This window comes from Kribbella sp. CWNU-51 (assembly GCF_054073265.1).
Map to the genome: position 1 here is coordinate 196,996 of NZ_JBSXMZ010000044.1, position 14,218 is coordinate 211,213.

General features: G+C 68.4%; 15 protein-coding genes. 10 read left to right on the plus strand and 5 right to left on the minus strand.

Annotated features, from left to right (window positions below; genetic code table 11):
• The 7 genes from mimD to ACXC9Q_RS35285 are packed head-to-tail and all read left to right on the plus strand — an operon-like array spanning position 1 to position 5,422.
• Positions 1–336, plus strand: a complete 336-nt coding sequence (gene mimD, locus ACXC9Q_RS35255; RefSeq protein WP_328526967.1) for a propane 2-monooxygenase effector subunit MimD — start codon at positions 1–3, stop codon at positions 334–336.
• A 6-nt stretch (positions 337–342) separates the two neighbouring features.
• Complete coding sequence (locus ACXC9Q_RS35260; protein WP_457060973.1) at positions 343–1,362, plus strand: amidohydrolase family protein; 1,020 nt, start codon at positions 343–345, stop codon at positions 1,360–1,362.
• Entirely contained in the window at positions 1,359–2,084 is a 726-nt protein-coding gene (locus ACXC9Q_RS35265; protein ID WP_457060974.1) for an iron-sulfur cluster assembly protein, read from the plus strand. Before ACXC9Q_RS35260 ends, ACXC9Q_RS35265 begins: the two co-directional genes overlap by 4 nt.
• The gene (locus ACXC9Q_RS35270) at positions 2,081–3,106 is read left to right on the plus strand and encodes an NAD(P)-dependent alcohol dehydrogenase (protein WP_457060975.1); all 1,026 of its coding nucleotides are present in this window, start codon (positions 2,081–2,083) and stop codon (positions 3,104–3,106) included. Before ACXC9Q_RS35265 ends, ACXC9Q_RS35270 begins: the two co-directional genes overlap by 4 nt.
• A 13-nt stretch (positions 3,107–3,119) precedes the next feature.
• Positions 3,120–4,769 (plus strand): chaperonin GroEL, encoded by a 1,650-nt coding sequence (groL, locus tag ACXC9Q_RS35275; RefSeq protein WP_457060976.1) that lies wholly within the window; start codon positions 3,120–3,122, stop codon positions 4,767–4,769.
• A 12-nt stretch (positions 4,770–4,781) separates the two neighbouring features.
• Positions 4,782–4,985 (plus strand): iron dependent repressor, metal binding and dimerization domain protein, encoded by a 204-nt coding sequence (locus ACXC9Q_RS35280; RefSeq protein WP_457060977.1) that lies wholly within the window; start codon positions 4,782–4,784, stop codon positions 4,983–4,985.
• A complete protein-coding gene (locus tag ACXC9Q_RS35285; protein WP_457060978.1) occupies positions 4,982–5,422 on the plus strand; it encodes an ArsR/SmtB family transcription factor in 441 nt (146 codons plus the stop codon). Before ACXC9Q_RS35280 ends, ACXC9Q_RS35285 begins: the two co-directional genes overlap by 4 nt.
• Here the strand turns inward: ACXC9Q_RS35285 and ACXC9Q_RS35290 are convergent.
• Entirely contained in the window at positions 5,355–6,881 is a 1,527-nt protein-coding gene (locus ACXC9Q_RS35290) for an amidohydrolase family protein (RefSeq protein ID WP_457060979.1), read from the minus strand. The two genes, ACXC9Q_RS35285 and ACXC9Q_RS35290, sit on opposite strands and share 68 nt — an antisense overlap.
• A 101-nt stretch (positions 6,882–6,982) precedes the next feature.
• On the opposite strand from ACXC9Q_RS35290, the gene miaB reads away from it, so the two are divergent.
• Positions 6,983–8,458 carry a tRNA (N6-isopentenyl adenosine(37)-C2)-methylthiotransferase MiaB gene (gene miaB, locus ACXC9Q_RS35295; RefSeq protein WP_457060980.1) on the plus strand — a complete coding sequence of 492 codons (1,476 nt, stop codon included), beginning with the start codon at positions 6,983–6,985 and terminating at the stop codon, positions 8,456–8,458.
• Positions 8,455–9,153 (plus strand): phosphotransferase, encoded by a 699-nt coding sequence (locus ACXC9Q_RS35300; protein ID WP_457060981.1) that lies wholly within the window; start codon positions 8,455–8,457, stop codon positions 9,151–9,153. The genes miaB and ACXC9Q_RS35300 overlap by 4 nt, the downstream gene beginning before the upstream one ends.
• Here ACXC9Q_RS35300 and ACXC9Q_RS35305 read toward each other — a convergent pair.
• The 4 genes from ACXC9Q_RS35305 to ACXC9Q_RS35320 form a co-directional block, all read right to left on the minus strand.
• Positions 9,150–9,398 carry a hypothetical protein gene (locus ACXC9Q_RS35305; protein WP_457060982.1) on the minus strand — a complete coding sequence of 83 codons (249 nt, stop codon included), beginning with the start codon at positions 9,396–9,398 and terminating at the stop codon, positions 9,150–9,152. The two genes, ACXC9Q_RS35300 and ACXC9Q_RS35305, sit on opposite strands and share 4 nt — an antisense overlap.
• 406 nt (positions 9,399–9,804) lie before the next feature.
• Positions 9,805–10,428: a hypothetical protein gene (locus tag ACXC9Q_RS35310; protein WP_457060983.1), complete on the minus strand. Its 624-nt coding sequence runs from the start codon at positions 10,426–10,428 to the stop codon at positions 9,805–9,807.
• 355 nt (positions 10,429–10,783) lie between these two features.
• The gene (locus ACXC9Q_RS35315) at positions 10,784–11,233 is read right to left on the minus strand and encodes an NUDIX hydrolase (RefSeq protein WP_457060984.1); all 450 of its coding nucleotides are present in this window, start codon (positions 11,231–11,233) and stop codon (positions 10,784–10,786) included.
• Between the two features lie 341 nt (positions 11,234–11,574).
• Positions 11,575–11,814 carry a hypothetical protein gene (locus ACXC9Q_RS35320; protein WP_457060985.1) on the minus strand — a complete coding sequence of 80 codons (240 nt, stop codon included), beginning with the start codon at positions 11,812–11,814 and terminating at the stop codon, positions 11,575–11,577.
• A 349-nt stretch (positions 11,815–12,163) separates the two neighbouring features.
• Between ACXC9Q_RS35320 and ACXC9Q_RS35325 the strand changes: the two genes are divergently transcribed.
• Positions 12,164–13,111, plus strand: a complete 948-nt coding sequence (locus ACXC9Q_RS35325) for an alpha/beta fold hydrolase (RefSeq protein WP_457060986.1) — start codon at positions 12,164–12,166, stop codon at positions 13,109–13,111.
• The last annotated feature ends 1,107 nt before the right edge of the window (positions 13,112–14,218 follow it).

A 14,218-nucleotide genomic window follows, 5' to 3' on the forward strand; every position in this document is an offset into this window, starting at 1 on the left:
ATGCAGTTCGGATCTGCCGCCGAGTTCTCCAACAAGACCGGTGTGACCCTGATGAACACCCCGATCGGCCGCGTCGTCGCCCAGGTGATGGGTGCCAAGGACGGCGTCGAGCTGACCGAGTACCCGTCGATGATCCGCGTCGACGGTACCGGGTTGCTCGACTTCGACTACGCCGAACTGTCCGACGCGCTCGGGATGGAGTTCGACGGCTCGGTGTTCGAGGAGATCTCCTCCACCCACTACGGCCGGATGGTGCACCTCGACGACAAGACCATCCTGTTCGCCAGCCCCGAGGACGCCGCCGAGTACATCGGTTTCGACCTCACCACGAAGTGAGGCCGCATGTACGAGAAGAACGGTGAGAAGTACTACGTCGTCGACGCCCACATCGCGCTGTGGGACGCCCGGGCGGAGAACCAGCGCAACATCCACGGCAAGCAGTTCATCGACTGCTTCTACGACTACCACAAGAACCTCAGCCCCGAAGAGGTCGTCTGGGACTACGACACCTACACGTACTACGGCGGGCAGCGCCTGCTGAAGGACCTGTTCGAGGACGGGTACGTCGACCACGCGATCTTCCAGCCGGCTATCCTGAGCGACTTCTACAAGCGGGGTTTCGGCCAGACCGAGGACGCCCTCGCGCTGACCCGGGCGAACCCCGGCAAGCTCACCTACAACCACGCGTGGGACCCGCGGCACGAGGAGGCCGGCCTCGAGCAGCTCCGCAAGGACGCGGACCGGATGGGGCTGAAGGGCGTCAAGCTCTACACCGCCGAGTGGCACGGCGACTCCCGGGGCTACAAGCTGGACAGCCCGTGGTCGCGCCGCTATCTCGAGGAGTGCCTGAAGCTCGGGATCAAGAACATCCACGTGCACAAGGGCCCCACCATCCGGCCGCTGGACCGGGACGCGTTCGACGTCGCGGACATCGACCAGGTGGCGACCGACTACACCGACCTGAACTTCATCGTCGAGCACGTCGGCCTGCCCCGGCTGGAGGACTTCTGCTGGATCGCCACCCAGGAGCCCAACGTGTACGGCGGTCTGGCGGTGGCGATGCCGTTCATCCACACCCGGCCGAAGTACTTCGCGCAGATCATCGGGGAGTTGCTCTACTGGATCGGCGAGGACCGGATCCTCTTCTCGTCGGACTACGCGCTCTGGACGCCGAAGTGGCTGGTGGAGAAGTTCGTCGACTTCCAGATCCCGGCGGACCTGACCGAGTACGCGCCGCTGACCGTCGAGCAGAAGAAGAAGATCCTCGGGCTCAATGCGGCGAGCCTGTACGACCTCGACGTACCCGAGGAGCTCCGGCTTCCCGCTGACGCCGGATCGCGGGAAGAAGCCGTGGCGTCATGACCACGGTCGCGGTGTCGCTGGAGGCCGGCGTCGCGGCGGCGCTCGCGACCGTCGTCGACCCCGAGCTGGACCAGCCGATCACGGAGCTGGGCTTCGTCCGGTCGGTCCGGATCGACGACGCCGGCGTGACCGTCCATCTCCGGTTGCCGACCTCGTTCTGTGCGCCCAACTTCGCCTACCTGATGGCATCCGACGCGGTCGACGCCCTGCGTCGGGTGCCGGCAGTGGGCACGGTGACAGTGCTGCTCGACGATCACCACGACTCGGACAAGATCAACGCCGGTCTGGCCGCGGACGCGGGCTATGTCGGCACGTTCGGATCCGAGGCCGAGCAGGACCTGGACGAGCTGCGCCGGACCTTCCAGCGCAAGGCGCACACCGCGGCGATGGAGCGGTGCGTGATGGCGTTGCTCCGGTCCACCAGTATCACCGTCGACCAGCTGTCCGGGGTCACCCTCGGCCAGCTGGTCGGTGGCCCGCACAAGGAGGCCCTGCTCCGGCGGCGCACCGACATCGGACTCGGCATCCGGCCCGACGACCTGGTGCTGGTCGACGACGACGGCGTACCGGTGCCGTCCGAGGCGATACCGATGCGGCTGCGGTTCGCGAAGGCGGTCCGGATCTCCGTCGAAGGCAACGCGCACTTCTGCCGCGGCCTGCTGGCCACCCGGTACGACGACGAGCCGGGCGGCTTGATCACCAATACGAGGAGGACGAAATGAGAGCCGTCCAGGTCATCGGCTATCACGAGAAGTTGCAGCTCACCGACGTACCCGAGCCGAAGATCACCGGGCCGCTCGACGTCGTCGTCCGGATCGGGGGAGCGGGGGTCTGCCGGACCGACCTGCACATCCTCGAAGGGCAGTGGGCGGAGAAGAGCGGCGTACGGCTCCCGTACACGATCGGGCACGAGAACGCCGGCTGGGTCCATGCGGTCGGCGACGCCGTCACCAATGTGACGGTCGGCGACAAGGTGATCCTGCATCCGCTGATCACCTGCGGACTCTGCCGGGCCTGCCGGTCCGGCGACGACGTGCACTGTGAGGCGAGCAGCTTCCCGGGCATCGACACCGACGGCGGGTACGCCGAGTATCTGCGCACCACCGCCCGGAGCGTCGTACGGATCGACGACTCACTCGAGCCGGCCGATGTCGCGGCACTCGCGGATGCCGGGCTGACCGCGTACCACGCGGCGGCGAAGGCGGCCCGGGCGCTCAGGCCGGGCAATGTCTGCGTGCTGATCGGCGCGGGCGGGCTGGGGCACATCGGGATCCAGGTGATGAAGGCGATCTCGGCGGCGACCGTGGTCGTTGTCGACCGCAACAAGGCCGCGCTGGATCTGGCCGTGGAGATCGGCGCCGATCACGGAATCGTTGCCGATGGCACTCAGGTCGACCAGGTCCGGGAGCTGACCGGCGGCGCCGGCGCGGAGGCGGTGATCGACTTCGTCGGCGAGGGCGGCGCCACCGCGGACGGGGTCGCGATGCTGCGGCGGGCCGGCAACTACTACGTCGTCGGGTACGGCGAGAACCTCGACGTACCGACCATCGACGTGATCTCGACCGAGATCAACTTCCTCGGGAACCTGGTCGGTTCCTACAACGATCTGCAGGACCTGATGGAGCTCGCGGCCCAGGGCAAGGTCGCGCTGCACACCACGAAGTACCCGCTGGCCGAGTTCCAGCAGGCCATCGACGATCTCGACCACGGCCGGGTCCGCGGCCGGGCGATCCTCATCCCCTAGAAGGAGGCTGACCATGGCGAAGGAACTGCGGTTCAACACGGACGCGCGGCGGTTGCTCGAGTCCGGCGTGAACGCGCTCGCGGACGCGATCAAGGTGACGCTCGGGCCGAAAGGCCGCAACGCGGTGCTGGAGAAGCTGACAGGCCCGCCGACGATCACCAACGACGGCGTCACCATCGCTCGCGAGATCCAGCTGCGCGAACCCTTCGCCAACATGGGCGCGCAGCTGGTCAAGGAAGTCGCGATGAAGACCAACGGGGTGGTCGGCGACGGCACCACCACGGCCACCGTACTGGCCCAGGCGATGGTCCGCGAAGGCCTCCGTGAGGTCGACGCGGGCGCCAACCCGATGCGGGTCCGGCGCGGGATCGAGCAGACCGTTCCGGTGGTGATCGAGACGCTGCGGGAGTGGGCGGTCGAGGTCGGCGGCCGCGACGAGCTGCGGCACATCGCGACGCTGGCGGCCAGTGACGACGAGGTGATCGGCGCGGTGATCGCGGACGCGGTCGACTGGGTCGGGCGCAACGGCGTCGTCACCACCGAGGAGTCGGACACCCTCGGGATGTCGGTCGAGGTGGTCGACGGCATCGAGTTCGACCACGGCTACGTGTCGGCGTACATGGTCACCGACCGGGAGCGGATGGAGACCGTCTACGACCACCCGGTGATCCTGCTGACGAACAAGAAGATCACCCAGGTGCAGGAGATCATGCCGGCCGTCGAGGTGGCGCAGCGCGCCGAGCGACCCCTCGTCGTCCTCGCCGAGGAGGTCGACGGACCGGCGCTGCAGCTGCTGGTCGGCGGCAACATGCACAACACGATGCGCTCGGTCGTCGTCCGGGCGCCCGGCTTCGGCCACCGCCGGATCGCCGAGCTGGAGGATCTCGCCACCGCGCTCGGCGGTTCGGTGATCGCGAAGGACACCGGGCTCGACCTGTCCGACGTGAGCCGCGAGCACCTCGGGTCCTGCGACCGGATCACGATCACCGAGGACTCCACGACGATCGTGGGCGGGCACGGGGACGCGTCACTGGTGGCGGCGCGGATCTCCCAGCTGGAGAAGCAGTTCGAGCGGGCCAAGATCGACGCCGATCAGGACAGCCTGCAGCTGCGGATGGCGCGGCTGGCCGGCAAGGTCGCGGTGATCCGGGTCGGCGGCGCGACCAGTGTCGAGCTGAAGGAGCGGATGCTGCGGGTTGAGGACTCGCTCGCCGCGACCCGCGCCGCGCTCGAGGAAGGCGTGGTGGCCGGCGGCGGAACCGTCCTGGTCCAGGCGCAGGCCGTGCTGTCGAAGCTGGAGCTGTCCGGCGACGAGGCCATCGGCCGCGAGGTGGTCCGGCGAGCACTGCCCGAACCGCTGCGGTGGATCGCGATCAACGCCGGGTACGACGGCGACGAGGTGGTGGCGCGGGTCGCCGAGCTGCCGAACGGGCACGGCTTCAACGCGCTCACCGGCCAGTACGCCGATCTTGTCGAGGACGCGGTGATCGACCCGCTCAAGGTCACCCGGGCGGCGCTGGAGAGCGCGGCCTCGATCGCGGCGCTGCTGATCACCACCGAGACCGCCGTTGTCGAGGAGATCCTCGGCAACCCCGGCGCGATCATGGCGCCCGGCTTCGGCGATCTCGCCGAGGGCATGGTCCGCCCGTCCAACATCTACTGACAGGAGTGTGCCATGGGCGACCGACGGCACCAGTTGCTGGAGACCTTTCTGCACCGGGTCCTCGGCGTCGGCCTCGACGAGGTGCACGTGGAGGCCGTCGTACTCGCGCAGGGTCTCAGCGACCGGCTCGAGGAGCTGATCGACGCCGCGCTCGGATACCCGACCCGGGACCCGCGTGGGGTGCCGATCCCACCCAAGGCGCGCGTGGACGCATGATCGAACCGACCTCGCCGCAGCTCGCCACCGCGGCCCGCACCTTCGGGCTGTTGCTGGCGCCGGTCCGGCTGCATCTGGTCGCACTGGCGAGCTGCGGTGAGTACGACGTCGGCACGCTGGCCGCCCGGGTGGGCGTCAGCGTGCCCACGGCGAGCCAGCACCTGGCCAAGCTGCGACTGGCCGGCCTGGTCAGCGCCCGGCGGGAGGGCCGCCGGCAGTTCTACACCGTCGACGACCCGCACGTGATCGCGCTGGTCGAGCAGATCTTCCAGCACGTCGCGCCCGACGGCTCCCTCGCGCCGGATCCTCCCCGGCAGCAGTCTCTCCCGGACCGGCAGCCGGCGGTCTCCGGTCCGGGAGGCAGGCTCGTCAGTGACTTGGCCGGCCACCGCAGCAGCCGCCGGCAGCGAGTGCCGTCGCCGCAGGCGGCTCCTTGACCGCGGCCTCCACATCGGCGAGCATTCGTTGCCGCGCGGCCGGCGAGATCACCTGGCCGCGCGTGACGACGGAGTGGATCTTCCGGGTGTTCCGGATGTCCGCTAGCGGGTCCGCATCCAGTACGACGAGGTCCGCGATCTTCCGTGGTTCCACCGAGCCCAGGTCCGCGGTCAGCCCGAGGAACCTGGCCGGCTCGACGGTGGCGGCGTACAGGGCCTGGCGAGGGGTGGCACCGGCCGTCACCAGGTGCTCGAGTTCCTCGTGCAGGGCGAATCCGGGGACGGAGTACGGCGTACCCGTGTCGGTGCCGGCCAGGATCGGGACATCGTGGGCGAACAGCTCACGGACGAAGCGCTGCCGCCACGCCCACATCTGGTGCTGGTGCGAGATCTCCTCGGCGGTCCGGTTGGCGGCGTACAGGTTCTCCATCACGTAGTCGTAGGTGCCGATCGAGTCGGCGCTCATGTACTTCGCGAGGGCCGGGTCGAGGCGGGTGTAGTCGATCTGGTCCAGGACGTTGTGCATGGTCAGCGTCGGCGTCACGCCCGTCCGGTTGCGGCGCAGGGTGCCGAAGACGTCCGCGGCCCGGGCCGGGCTGTAGGTGTTCGCGGCGATCCACTCGATCGGGTGCAGTTGCCGGAACCAGGCGTTGTAGTCGCCGGTGTTCACGCTGATCGCGCGGACCATCCGCCGTACCTCGGCCTCGCGAGTGGAGACGGACAGGCCGAGGGAGTGGATGTGCTCGATGCTGCGCTGGCCGGCGTTGCTGACCTCCTTCGAGGTGAGCTCGTCGGGTCCGTGGCCGTGGACGGTCAGTCCGACCTTCCGGGCCTCGTCGAGGATGGCGGCGTACGCGATCTTGTTCAGGCGCGAGTACACCTTGACGAAGTCGGCGCCTTCGGCCTTGACCTGGCGTACGGCGGCTCGCGCGGCGGCCGCGTCGTCGACGACCAGGACGTGCAGGAGATTCGGATCCCACAGGGTCGGGTCGCCGTCGATGATCTGGCTGGCCACGATCATCCGCGGGCCGAGCAGCGTGCCGGCGTCGATCCGGTCGCGCCAGTCGTAGAGCATCGGGTTGGAGGCGGCCATCTCGCGGACCATGGTCAGGCCGTTGGCCAGGTACAGCGGGGGAGACACCCGCTCGTCGCCGAGGCTGTGGACGTGCATGTCGGCGAGTCCCGGGATGACGTACTTGCCGGTGGCGTCGATCACGGTCGCGCCGCGCGGGACGGGGAGCCGGCCGACGCCGATGATCCGGTCGCCGCTGATCAGGACGGTCTGGTTGCGATCGCGGCGGCCGGTGGCGACGTCGATGACGGTGGCGTTGGTCAGGGCGGTGATCCGCGTCGAGGGCTTCACCGAGGCGGTGGCGGTGCCGACGGAGAAGGAACCGCCGGCGATCACGGCGGCGCCGGCGGCGGTACGGGCGAGGAACTGACGGCGAGAACTGTTCATGCCCCTCACTATTCTCGCCGGGCGCGCGCCGGTCAGGGGTTACAAGCAGCCGGTCCCAGGTAGGGAAATGTCTACCTCGGCACGTACTCTTGGTGGCTGTCATGCGTACTTATGAGGTCCGCACCTACGGGTGCCAGATGAACGTCCACGACTCCGAGCGGCTCCGCGGCCTGCTGGAGGACGCGGGCTATGTCCGCGCGCCCGAGGGTGACCAGGCCGATGTGGTCGTCTTCAATACCTGCGCGGTCCGGGAGAACGCCGACAACAAGCTGTACGGCAACCTCGGCCACCTGGCGCCGGTGAAGGCGAAGAAGCCCGACCTGCAGATCGCCGTCGGCGGTTGCCTGGCGCAGAAGGACAAGGCGTCGATCGTCCGCAAGGCGCCGTGGGTCGACGTGGTCTTCGGGACGCACAACATCGGCTCGCTGCCGGTGCTGCTGGAGCGGGCCCGGGTGGAGCAGGAGTCGCAGGTCGAGATCCTCGAGTCGCTCGAGGTGTTCCCGTCGACGCTGCCGACCCGGCGCGAATCGCCGTACTCGGCCTGGGTGTCGGTGAGCGTCGGCTGCAACAACACCTGCACGTTCTGCATCGTGCCGGCGCTGCGCGGCCGGGAGAAGGACCGGCGGCCGGGCGACGTCCTGGCCGAGGTCGAGGCGCTGGTCGCCGAGGGCGTCCTCGAGGTGACCCTGCTCGGCCAGAACGTGAACTCGTACGGCGTGGAGTTCGGCGACCGGTTTGCTTTTGGCAAGCTGCTGCGAGCGTGCGGCGGGATCGACGGCCTGGAGCGGGTCCGGTTCACGTCGCCGCATCCGCGGGACTTCACCGCGGACGTGATCGAGGCGATGGCCGAGACGCCGAATGTGATGCCCTCGCTGCACATGCCGCTGCAGTCCGGTTCGGACCGTGTGCTGAAAGCGATGCGCCGCTCGTACCGGCGTGATCGGTACCTTCGCATTATCGAAGACGTCCGTGCGGCGATGCCGGATGCCGCCATCACGACCGACATCATCGTCGGGTTCCCGGGGGAGACCGAGGAGGACTTCCAAGGCACACTCGACGTGGTTCGGCAGGCGCGGTTCGCGGGGGCGTTCACCTTCCAGTACTCCAAGCGTCCTGGTACGCCGGCCGAGTCCATGGAGGATCAGGTCCCGCGCGACGTCGTCCAGGATCGGTACGAGCGGCTGGTCGCGCTGCAGGACGACGTGGCCTGGGACGAGAACAAGGCGATCGTCGGTCGGTCGCTCGAGGTGCTCGTCGCCGAGGGGGAGGGGCGCAAGGACGCCGCGACCCATCGGCTCAGCGGGCGGGCCCGCGACAACCGCCTCGTCCACTTCGCGCTCCCGGAGGGCGTCGAGACGCCACGGCCGGGCGACCTGGCCACGGTCGAGGTCACCTACGCCGCACCCCACCACCTGGTCGCGGACGTCTTCGGCGCCGTACGCCGTACTCGCGCCGGCGACGCGTGGGAGCGCGCGCAGGACGCACCGGCCTCGGAGAGTCCCGGCGTCATGCTCGGCATGCCCACCATCGGCGCCAAACCCCTCGAACCGGCAGTCGGCGGCTGCCAGGTCGGATGACGGCCGAGCCGGCCGACGGGTCGGAGCGGTCGCCCCTCCTTCCGCCTGGCGCCGAGCCGTTCGCCGCTGGGCGGGATGCGGACGTCTACGCCATCGACGACCAATGGGTGCTGCGCCGCTACCGCGACGGGTACCCGGTGCGGGACGAGGCGGACTTCATGCGTCACGTCGCGAAGTACGACTACCCGGTCCCCGCAGTCCGCGAGGTTGTGGGTCCGGAGATGGTGATCCAGCGGCTGAACGGCCCGACCCTCGCCGACGCGGCGATCGCCGGAGACCTCAACGGGACCGAACTCGGCGAGATCCACGCGGACCTCCACCGCCGGCTGCACGCGATCCCCGCACCGAGCGGCACCCCGGGCCGGGTGGTTGTCCACGGCGACCTGCATCCGCTCAACGTCATCGCCACCGACGACGGCCCGGTCGTGATCGACTGGCGCAACGCGGTGGAAGGCATGGCGGAGTTCGACATCGCGATGACGGCGATCATCTGCGCCCAGGTCGCGCTCGACCCGTCCTTCGAGGCGCTGACCCCCCTCGTCCGCGAAGCCCTCGGCGCCTACCTCGCCAACTCCATCGACCCCACGCCAGGCCTCGCCGACGCCCTGGCCGAGCGAGGCCGCAACGTCACCCTGACCCCGGAGGAACTGGCCCTCCTCCCCGCGCAGGAAGCCCTCATCCGCTCGTATCTCTAGGCGTTCAGGAACTGTGACGGTTTGAGGGCGCGGGTGACGATCCGGAGCTCGCCGAGGTGGCCGGCGAACGCCTGCTCGATCACGTTGGCGTAGTGGTTCGCGCCCAGCAGCCACGGTTTGCCGGCAGTCGCGAGCCCGTTGGACGGGGTCGCCGGATTACGCAGCAGCGGCGCGGAGTCGACGTACAAGGTGCTGTGCCGGCCGTGTCGGCGCCGGTACCCATCCGGCTCAGCAGACCCTGCCACGAGTGGTCCGCACCGTCGTCGGTCAGCTTCACGAACGCCTCGATCGTGTAGCCCTTGGTGAACGTCATCGCGTTGAGCGGCGCGTTATCCACCGTCCGCAGGTACCCGCCGCGCGCCGGGTTCTTGCCGCCGGCAAACAACCAGCTGGCATGCCCGGGCTGGTCCGGATGGAACTCGGCAGTCGCCGTCGGCTCGTCGCCTGCCAACTGCACGCGGGTCAGATGGTTGCCCTGGCCCGAGTGGTCGATCACCTGGTCGGTGACCGGCCCGTCGAAGCGCCAGTACGCCGCTGTGCCGGGGATGACGAGTTGAGCGGCCGGCCGGGCCGGGCGGACCGGGACCGGAGCGAACCCGGCGAACCGCTCGGCGAAGTCGATCGGGATGCTGAACCGGTTGGTGTCGTCGGTCAGCTCGATGTCACCCTCGGCGAGCTCGTTGCGTCGTGTCGGGTCCTGGTCGAGGATCCACGGCGCGAAGGTCTCGACGTCGATCGTGTTCCGGGCCAGGTCGAAGTGGTAGAGCCGGACCCGCCGTAGTACCGATCCTGATAGTTGGTCAGGTGCAGGTGCACGTCGTGGCCGGCGGCGTTCTGCCGGACCACCCGGCCGGGCGGCCAGAAGGGGCCGTTGAGGGTGAGGAAGATCTGGTCGCTGTGCTTCACCAGTTGGTCCCAGACCCGGTTGCCGTGGTCGGTGAAGTACGCGACCGGGTTGCCGTGGTCGGCGTTCACCAGCTCGTGCGTGGTGAGGACGACGGGCAGCCGCGGGTGCTTGGCGATGACGTCGCGCGCCCACGCGAAGCTCGCGTCCGACGGTCGCCAATCCATTGCCAGCAGCAACCACTGCCTGCCCGCCGCCCGGAACACGTGGTACGAGTTGTACCCGTTCGCCGTCGAGCCGCCGTACGTCGCCATCCGCCGGAACCGCTCCGGCGGGAAGGTGTCCAGGTACGGCGACGGGCCGCGGGTGTCATCCCTCGACGCGTCGATGTCGTGGTTGCCGGCCAGCACGCTGTAACTCGAAGCTCGCACTCAGCGGTGCCGGGTCCCCCCGATCCTGATCGAACTGATACTGCGTATCCGGTACGACGGCCACCGTGAAGCGCGGGTGCTCCTTGTCGATCCGTCCCGCCGTCTTTCTCGCCGTACCGGCCGCAACCGCTGCCGCCGAGCCGCTGCTGGATGCCGCAGCATTCCCGGTGGTGAGCACACCGGGCGCGATCACCGCACCCGCCCCGAGCGCTCCTGCCTGCAAAAGCCGCCGCCGGCTCGTCCCGTCGCCCTGCTGACCCATCGCCGCCTCCAAAGCCTCACTGACACCGCAGCGAACTCTAAAGCGGTCTATCCCCGCGATCGATGAGCACGAGGCGAACCCTCGAAGCAGAAGTCAGAACCCGTGCACGATCACCGCAGGCAGTCCGTCACCGGCGATCCCCGCCAGCACCCGAGCCTCATGCGGCACCACCGGATCGGGCAACTTGTCCAACGAGAACCAGTCCAACCCATCCGCCTTGTCCGGCTCCATCAACCGAGGCTCACCCGACCACCGAGTCGTCAGAAAGAAGAAGTCCACCCGCTCATCAATCGGATCCCCGTTGCCGCCGGTCCGATGCATCGCGGTCACCGGCACGAGATCACCCGGATCGATCTCCACCCCAACCTCCTCCCGAACCTCCCGCACCGCAGCCGCAACCACCGACTCTCCCCGCTCCACATGCCCAGCCGGCACCGCCCAATACCCATCCATGTAACCGGTATTGGCTCGCAGCATCATCAACACCTCATCCCCCCGTCGCAGCACCACATAAGCCGCCGGCACCACCCGAAACCGATCCATACCCCAAACCCTAATAACCCCCACCGACACCCCATCCCCACCACCTCCACCGCCCTCGAACGACCCCGCACCCGCCCGACCCCACCAACCCCGCGCCCACTTCACCCCGCGCCGCCGTCCCAGCCCCCGCCCCGCGCACCGCCGTCTTTGCGCCCGCCCTGCGCGGCTCGCCGCGTCCGCGCCATTTGAGAGGTTGACCCCCAAGTTGGAGGGTCGCCCCCTCAGAATCCGAGGGGGCAACCCTCCAGCTCAGGGGTCAACCTCTGAGGTTTCCTCCCGTGGATCGGGTTGGACGGCGCGCGGATGGTCCAGGTGGGGGAGTCGGAGGTGCGTCGCGACTGCTACGGCTGAGGTGGTGGAGCGAGGATGGTGATGCCGTGCCGGGCGGCTATCTGGGAAACGGCGGCAAGGTCGGGCGGTACGCCGGGTTCCTGCGCGCGGCCGCGGCGCCGCCAGGCATCCACCTGGAATCGTTGCTCACCGAGCCACTTGTCGCCGGCCTCCCCGCCGACCGCCGACTCGCCCACCACGACCGGATCGCCCTGTCCGAACTGGCCGACGAGCCCTTGTGTTCTTCCCACGCCACCGTTCCGTACTCGCGTACGACGAGTTCATCGCCTCCTGCCGCGCAGCCGGCTTCAGCCCAGCCATCGTCTAAGAAGCCAGCGGCATCTCCGCGCTAGGCCTCGTCGCCGCAGGCTTCGGAGTAACTGGCGTAGCCGCCTCCTACCAAGCAGTCTCGTTGCACGGCGTCCGCTACGACCCCGTCACCGGCCACCAACACACCCTCCAACTCGCCTGGTCCGCCAACAACACCAACACCGCCCTCGCCGCCTTCTGACAAACCGCCCGCCGAACAACCCAGCTCGAGAGTTAGCCAGCAGAAGACATCTGGCTCGCTCGACCGGGTGATCGTGTAGAACCGCGTGCATGGTTCTTCCGACTGAAATCGTTGCGCCCGAGAGGATCGAAGTCCGTGCTGGGCACCGCCTCGCGGTGCGGCGTCGTGGGGATGGCGGCGTACCGCTGCTGCTCATCCACGGGTTCCCGTGCACGAGCCGCATCTGGTCGCACAACATAGTCCCGCTGGCCGAGGCGGGTTTCGACGTCGTCGCGCCGGACCTGCGCGGGTACGGCGACTCCGATTTCGCGCCGAATGACTTCTACGACCTCAATGCGTTCAACACCGACCTGACCGCCTTGTTCGACAAGCTCGGCTGGGAGCGCGCAGTCATCGCCGGGCACGACCTGGGTGCGATGATCGCCGTCGACATGGCCAACCGGCACCCCGACCGGGTGGATCGCTTGGTGATCCTGGACGACTCCATGCCCGACCTGGCTGAGACGTTCGCGGCGGCGGGCATCCCGCCGAGCCGGCCCAAGCCCGCTGTCTACGACTACCAACGCCTCCAAGGGCACCACGCCGACGCCCTGGTCGCAGAACTGGGTACGCCCGAGCAACGGCGGCGTTACATCGGTGAGTTCTACGGGCATCGCATGTGGTGTCCGCCGGATGCCTTCGACGAGGACGACTTGGCCTTCCTGACCGAGCCGTACGGCGACGCGGACCGACTGCGCGCCTCCTTCGCCGACTATGAAGTGGTTATGGGCACCCGGCAACTGTCGGCTCCAGAAATGCTCGACCGGCCGGTCCAGCAGCGGGCCCTGGTACTGATCGGCGCCGATCAGGTGACCATCGGCGACCACGCCGAGCAGCGATGCGCGCTCGCCTTCCCCGCCGCGGTCGGTCCGTTCTGGGTCAAGGGCGCCGGCCACTTCATGCCCTGGGAGCGACCCGAAACAGTCAACCGAGCCATTCACTCCTTCTGCGGCGACCTCCTAGCGACCGCCGCCACTCGCCCCCGCGCCAACACCTGAACCCGCCGCGAGCACGACGCACGGACCCTCGCCGCTCCTCTGCCCCTTCTGTCTCGCTCGGGCGAGCCAAGGGAACCGCGCCTCCTGGAGTTGCTTGATTGGTCTCGCGGGCGGATGCGCCACATTCAGCGGTTCATTGCTGGGAACGACTTGGGAACGACTTGGGAACAGCGCGGGAACGAGGCGGGAACAGCATGAGAACGAAGATGCGCTGATTCGAGTCGGCGGAGGCGATATCCGGAGGACGGGGCCTCCCAGACACGCCTGGAGCGGCGCATATCCGTGGGATGTGTCGGTTTCTGAACCGAGCGTTGGCCCCGTGCTGCTCGGCAATGTGCGCGGGCTCGCCGGCTGGACCTAAAAGCCAAGAGAACCTCATGACGATTCCGTCCCTCGGCGGGCTGATAACGCATCGACCGGCGCTCCTGAGCGCGAATAGATGGCTGTTTGGGCCGGTCCGGGACACATTTGGGGACATAAATGCTGCCGCGACAGGTTAAAGGCGATCGAATACAGGATCAGCGCGGCGATGAAACCGCAGCGAACGGCAGGTCGATCGACAGCCCGCCGACGTGCACCGGCCGCAGCGCCCGCCCGAGCACCGGCTTCCGTCCATGCATGCGTCAGCTCACCGGGCCCGGCTCGCCCCACTGGGGACCGTTTTGCCAACACACGCGTCCAGTCCAGCACCATCCGTACGAGCGACGGCAAGATCAACGCTGTCAGGTGTACCCGACCAGGGCTCATGGTCAACTCCCCTCCGCGATGACCACACTGCGACGTTCAGTCCAGGCGAGCTACTAATTACGAGGACGGCTGTTCTGGGGTGTCCGGGGGCCAGCGGTTTCCTCCGGATTGTGAATCATGTGAGGGCACAGCTCGTGCATCGGTCGGACGTTCGTGATGCCTTGGCCGGTCGACGCGTGGAGTGACCCTGTGAGGCCACTGCTAATGGCATGTTCTTGGCATGCGCGGGAAGTGCATAAGCGGCGTGAAAGGTGATCGCAGCCTTGATGTACCGGTTTGTTGAACGTGCGGGATGATGCAGGCCGTTGCTTCGCTTGAGAGAGGCGCAGCGTCCGGTCGACGTCGGGCAATTCATCCGCT

Bases quoted from the DNA above. Each gene is read 5' to 3' on its own strand.
- ACXC9Q_RS35270 (WP_457060975.1), top strand. From the start codon at position 2,081: ATGAGAGCCGTCCAGGTCATCGGCTATCACGAGAAGTTGCAGCTCACC.
- ACXC9Q_RS35265 (WP_457060974.1), top strand. From the start codon at position 1,359: ATGACCACGGTCGCGGTGTCGCTGGAGGCCGGCGTCGCGGCGGCGCTC.
- ACXC9Q_RS35290 (WP_457060979.1), bottom strand. From the start codon at position 6,881: ATGAACAGTTCTCGCCGTCAGTTCCTCGCCCGTACCGCCGCCGGCGCC.
- ACXC9Q_RS35300 (WP_457060981.1), top strand. From the start codon at position 8,455: ATGACGGCCGAGCCGGCCGACGGGTCGGAGCGGTCGCCCCTCCTTCCG.
- mimD (WP_328526967.1), top strand. From the start codon at position 1: ATGCAGTTCGGATCTGCCGCCGAGTTCTCCAACAAGACCGGTGTGACC.
- groL (WP_457060976.1), top strand. From the start codon at position 3,120: ATGGCGAAGGAACTGCGGTTCAACACGGACGCGCGGCGGTTGCTCGAG.
- ACXC9Q_RS35325 (WP_457060986.1), top strand. From the start codon at position 12,164: ATGGTTCTTCCGACTGAAATCGTTGCGCCCGAGAGGATCGAAGTCCGT.
- ACXC9Q_RS35280 (WP_457060977.1), top strand. From the start codon at position 4,782: ATGGGCGACCGACGGCACCAGTTGCTGGAGACCTTTCTGCACCGGGTC.
- ACXC9Q_RS35315 (WP_457060984.1), bottom strand. From the start codon at position 11,233: ATGGATCGGTTTCGGGTGGTGCCGGCGGCTTATGTGGTGCTGCGACGG.
- miaB (WP_457060980.1), top strand. From the start codon at position 6,983: ATGCGTACTTATGAGGTCCGCACCTACGGGTGCCAGATGAACGTCCAC.
- ACXC9Q_RS35285 (WP_457060978.1), top strand. From the start codon at position 4,982: ATGATCGAACCGACCTCGCCGCAGCTCGCCACCGCGGCCCGCACCTTC.
- ACXC9Q_RS35260 (WP_457060973.1), top strand. From the start codon at position 343: ATGTACGAGAAGAACGGTGAGAAGTACTACGTCGTCGACGCCCACATC.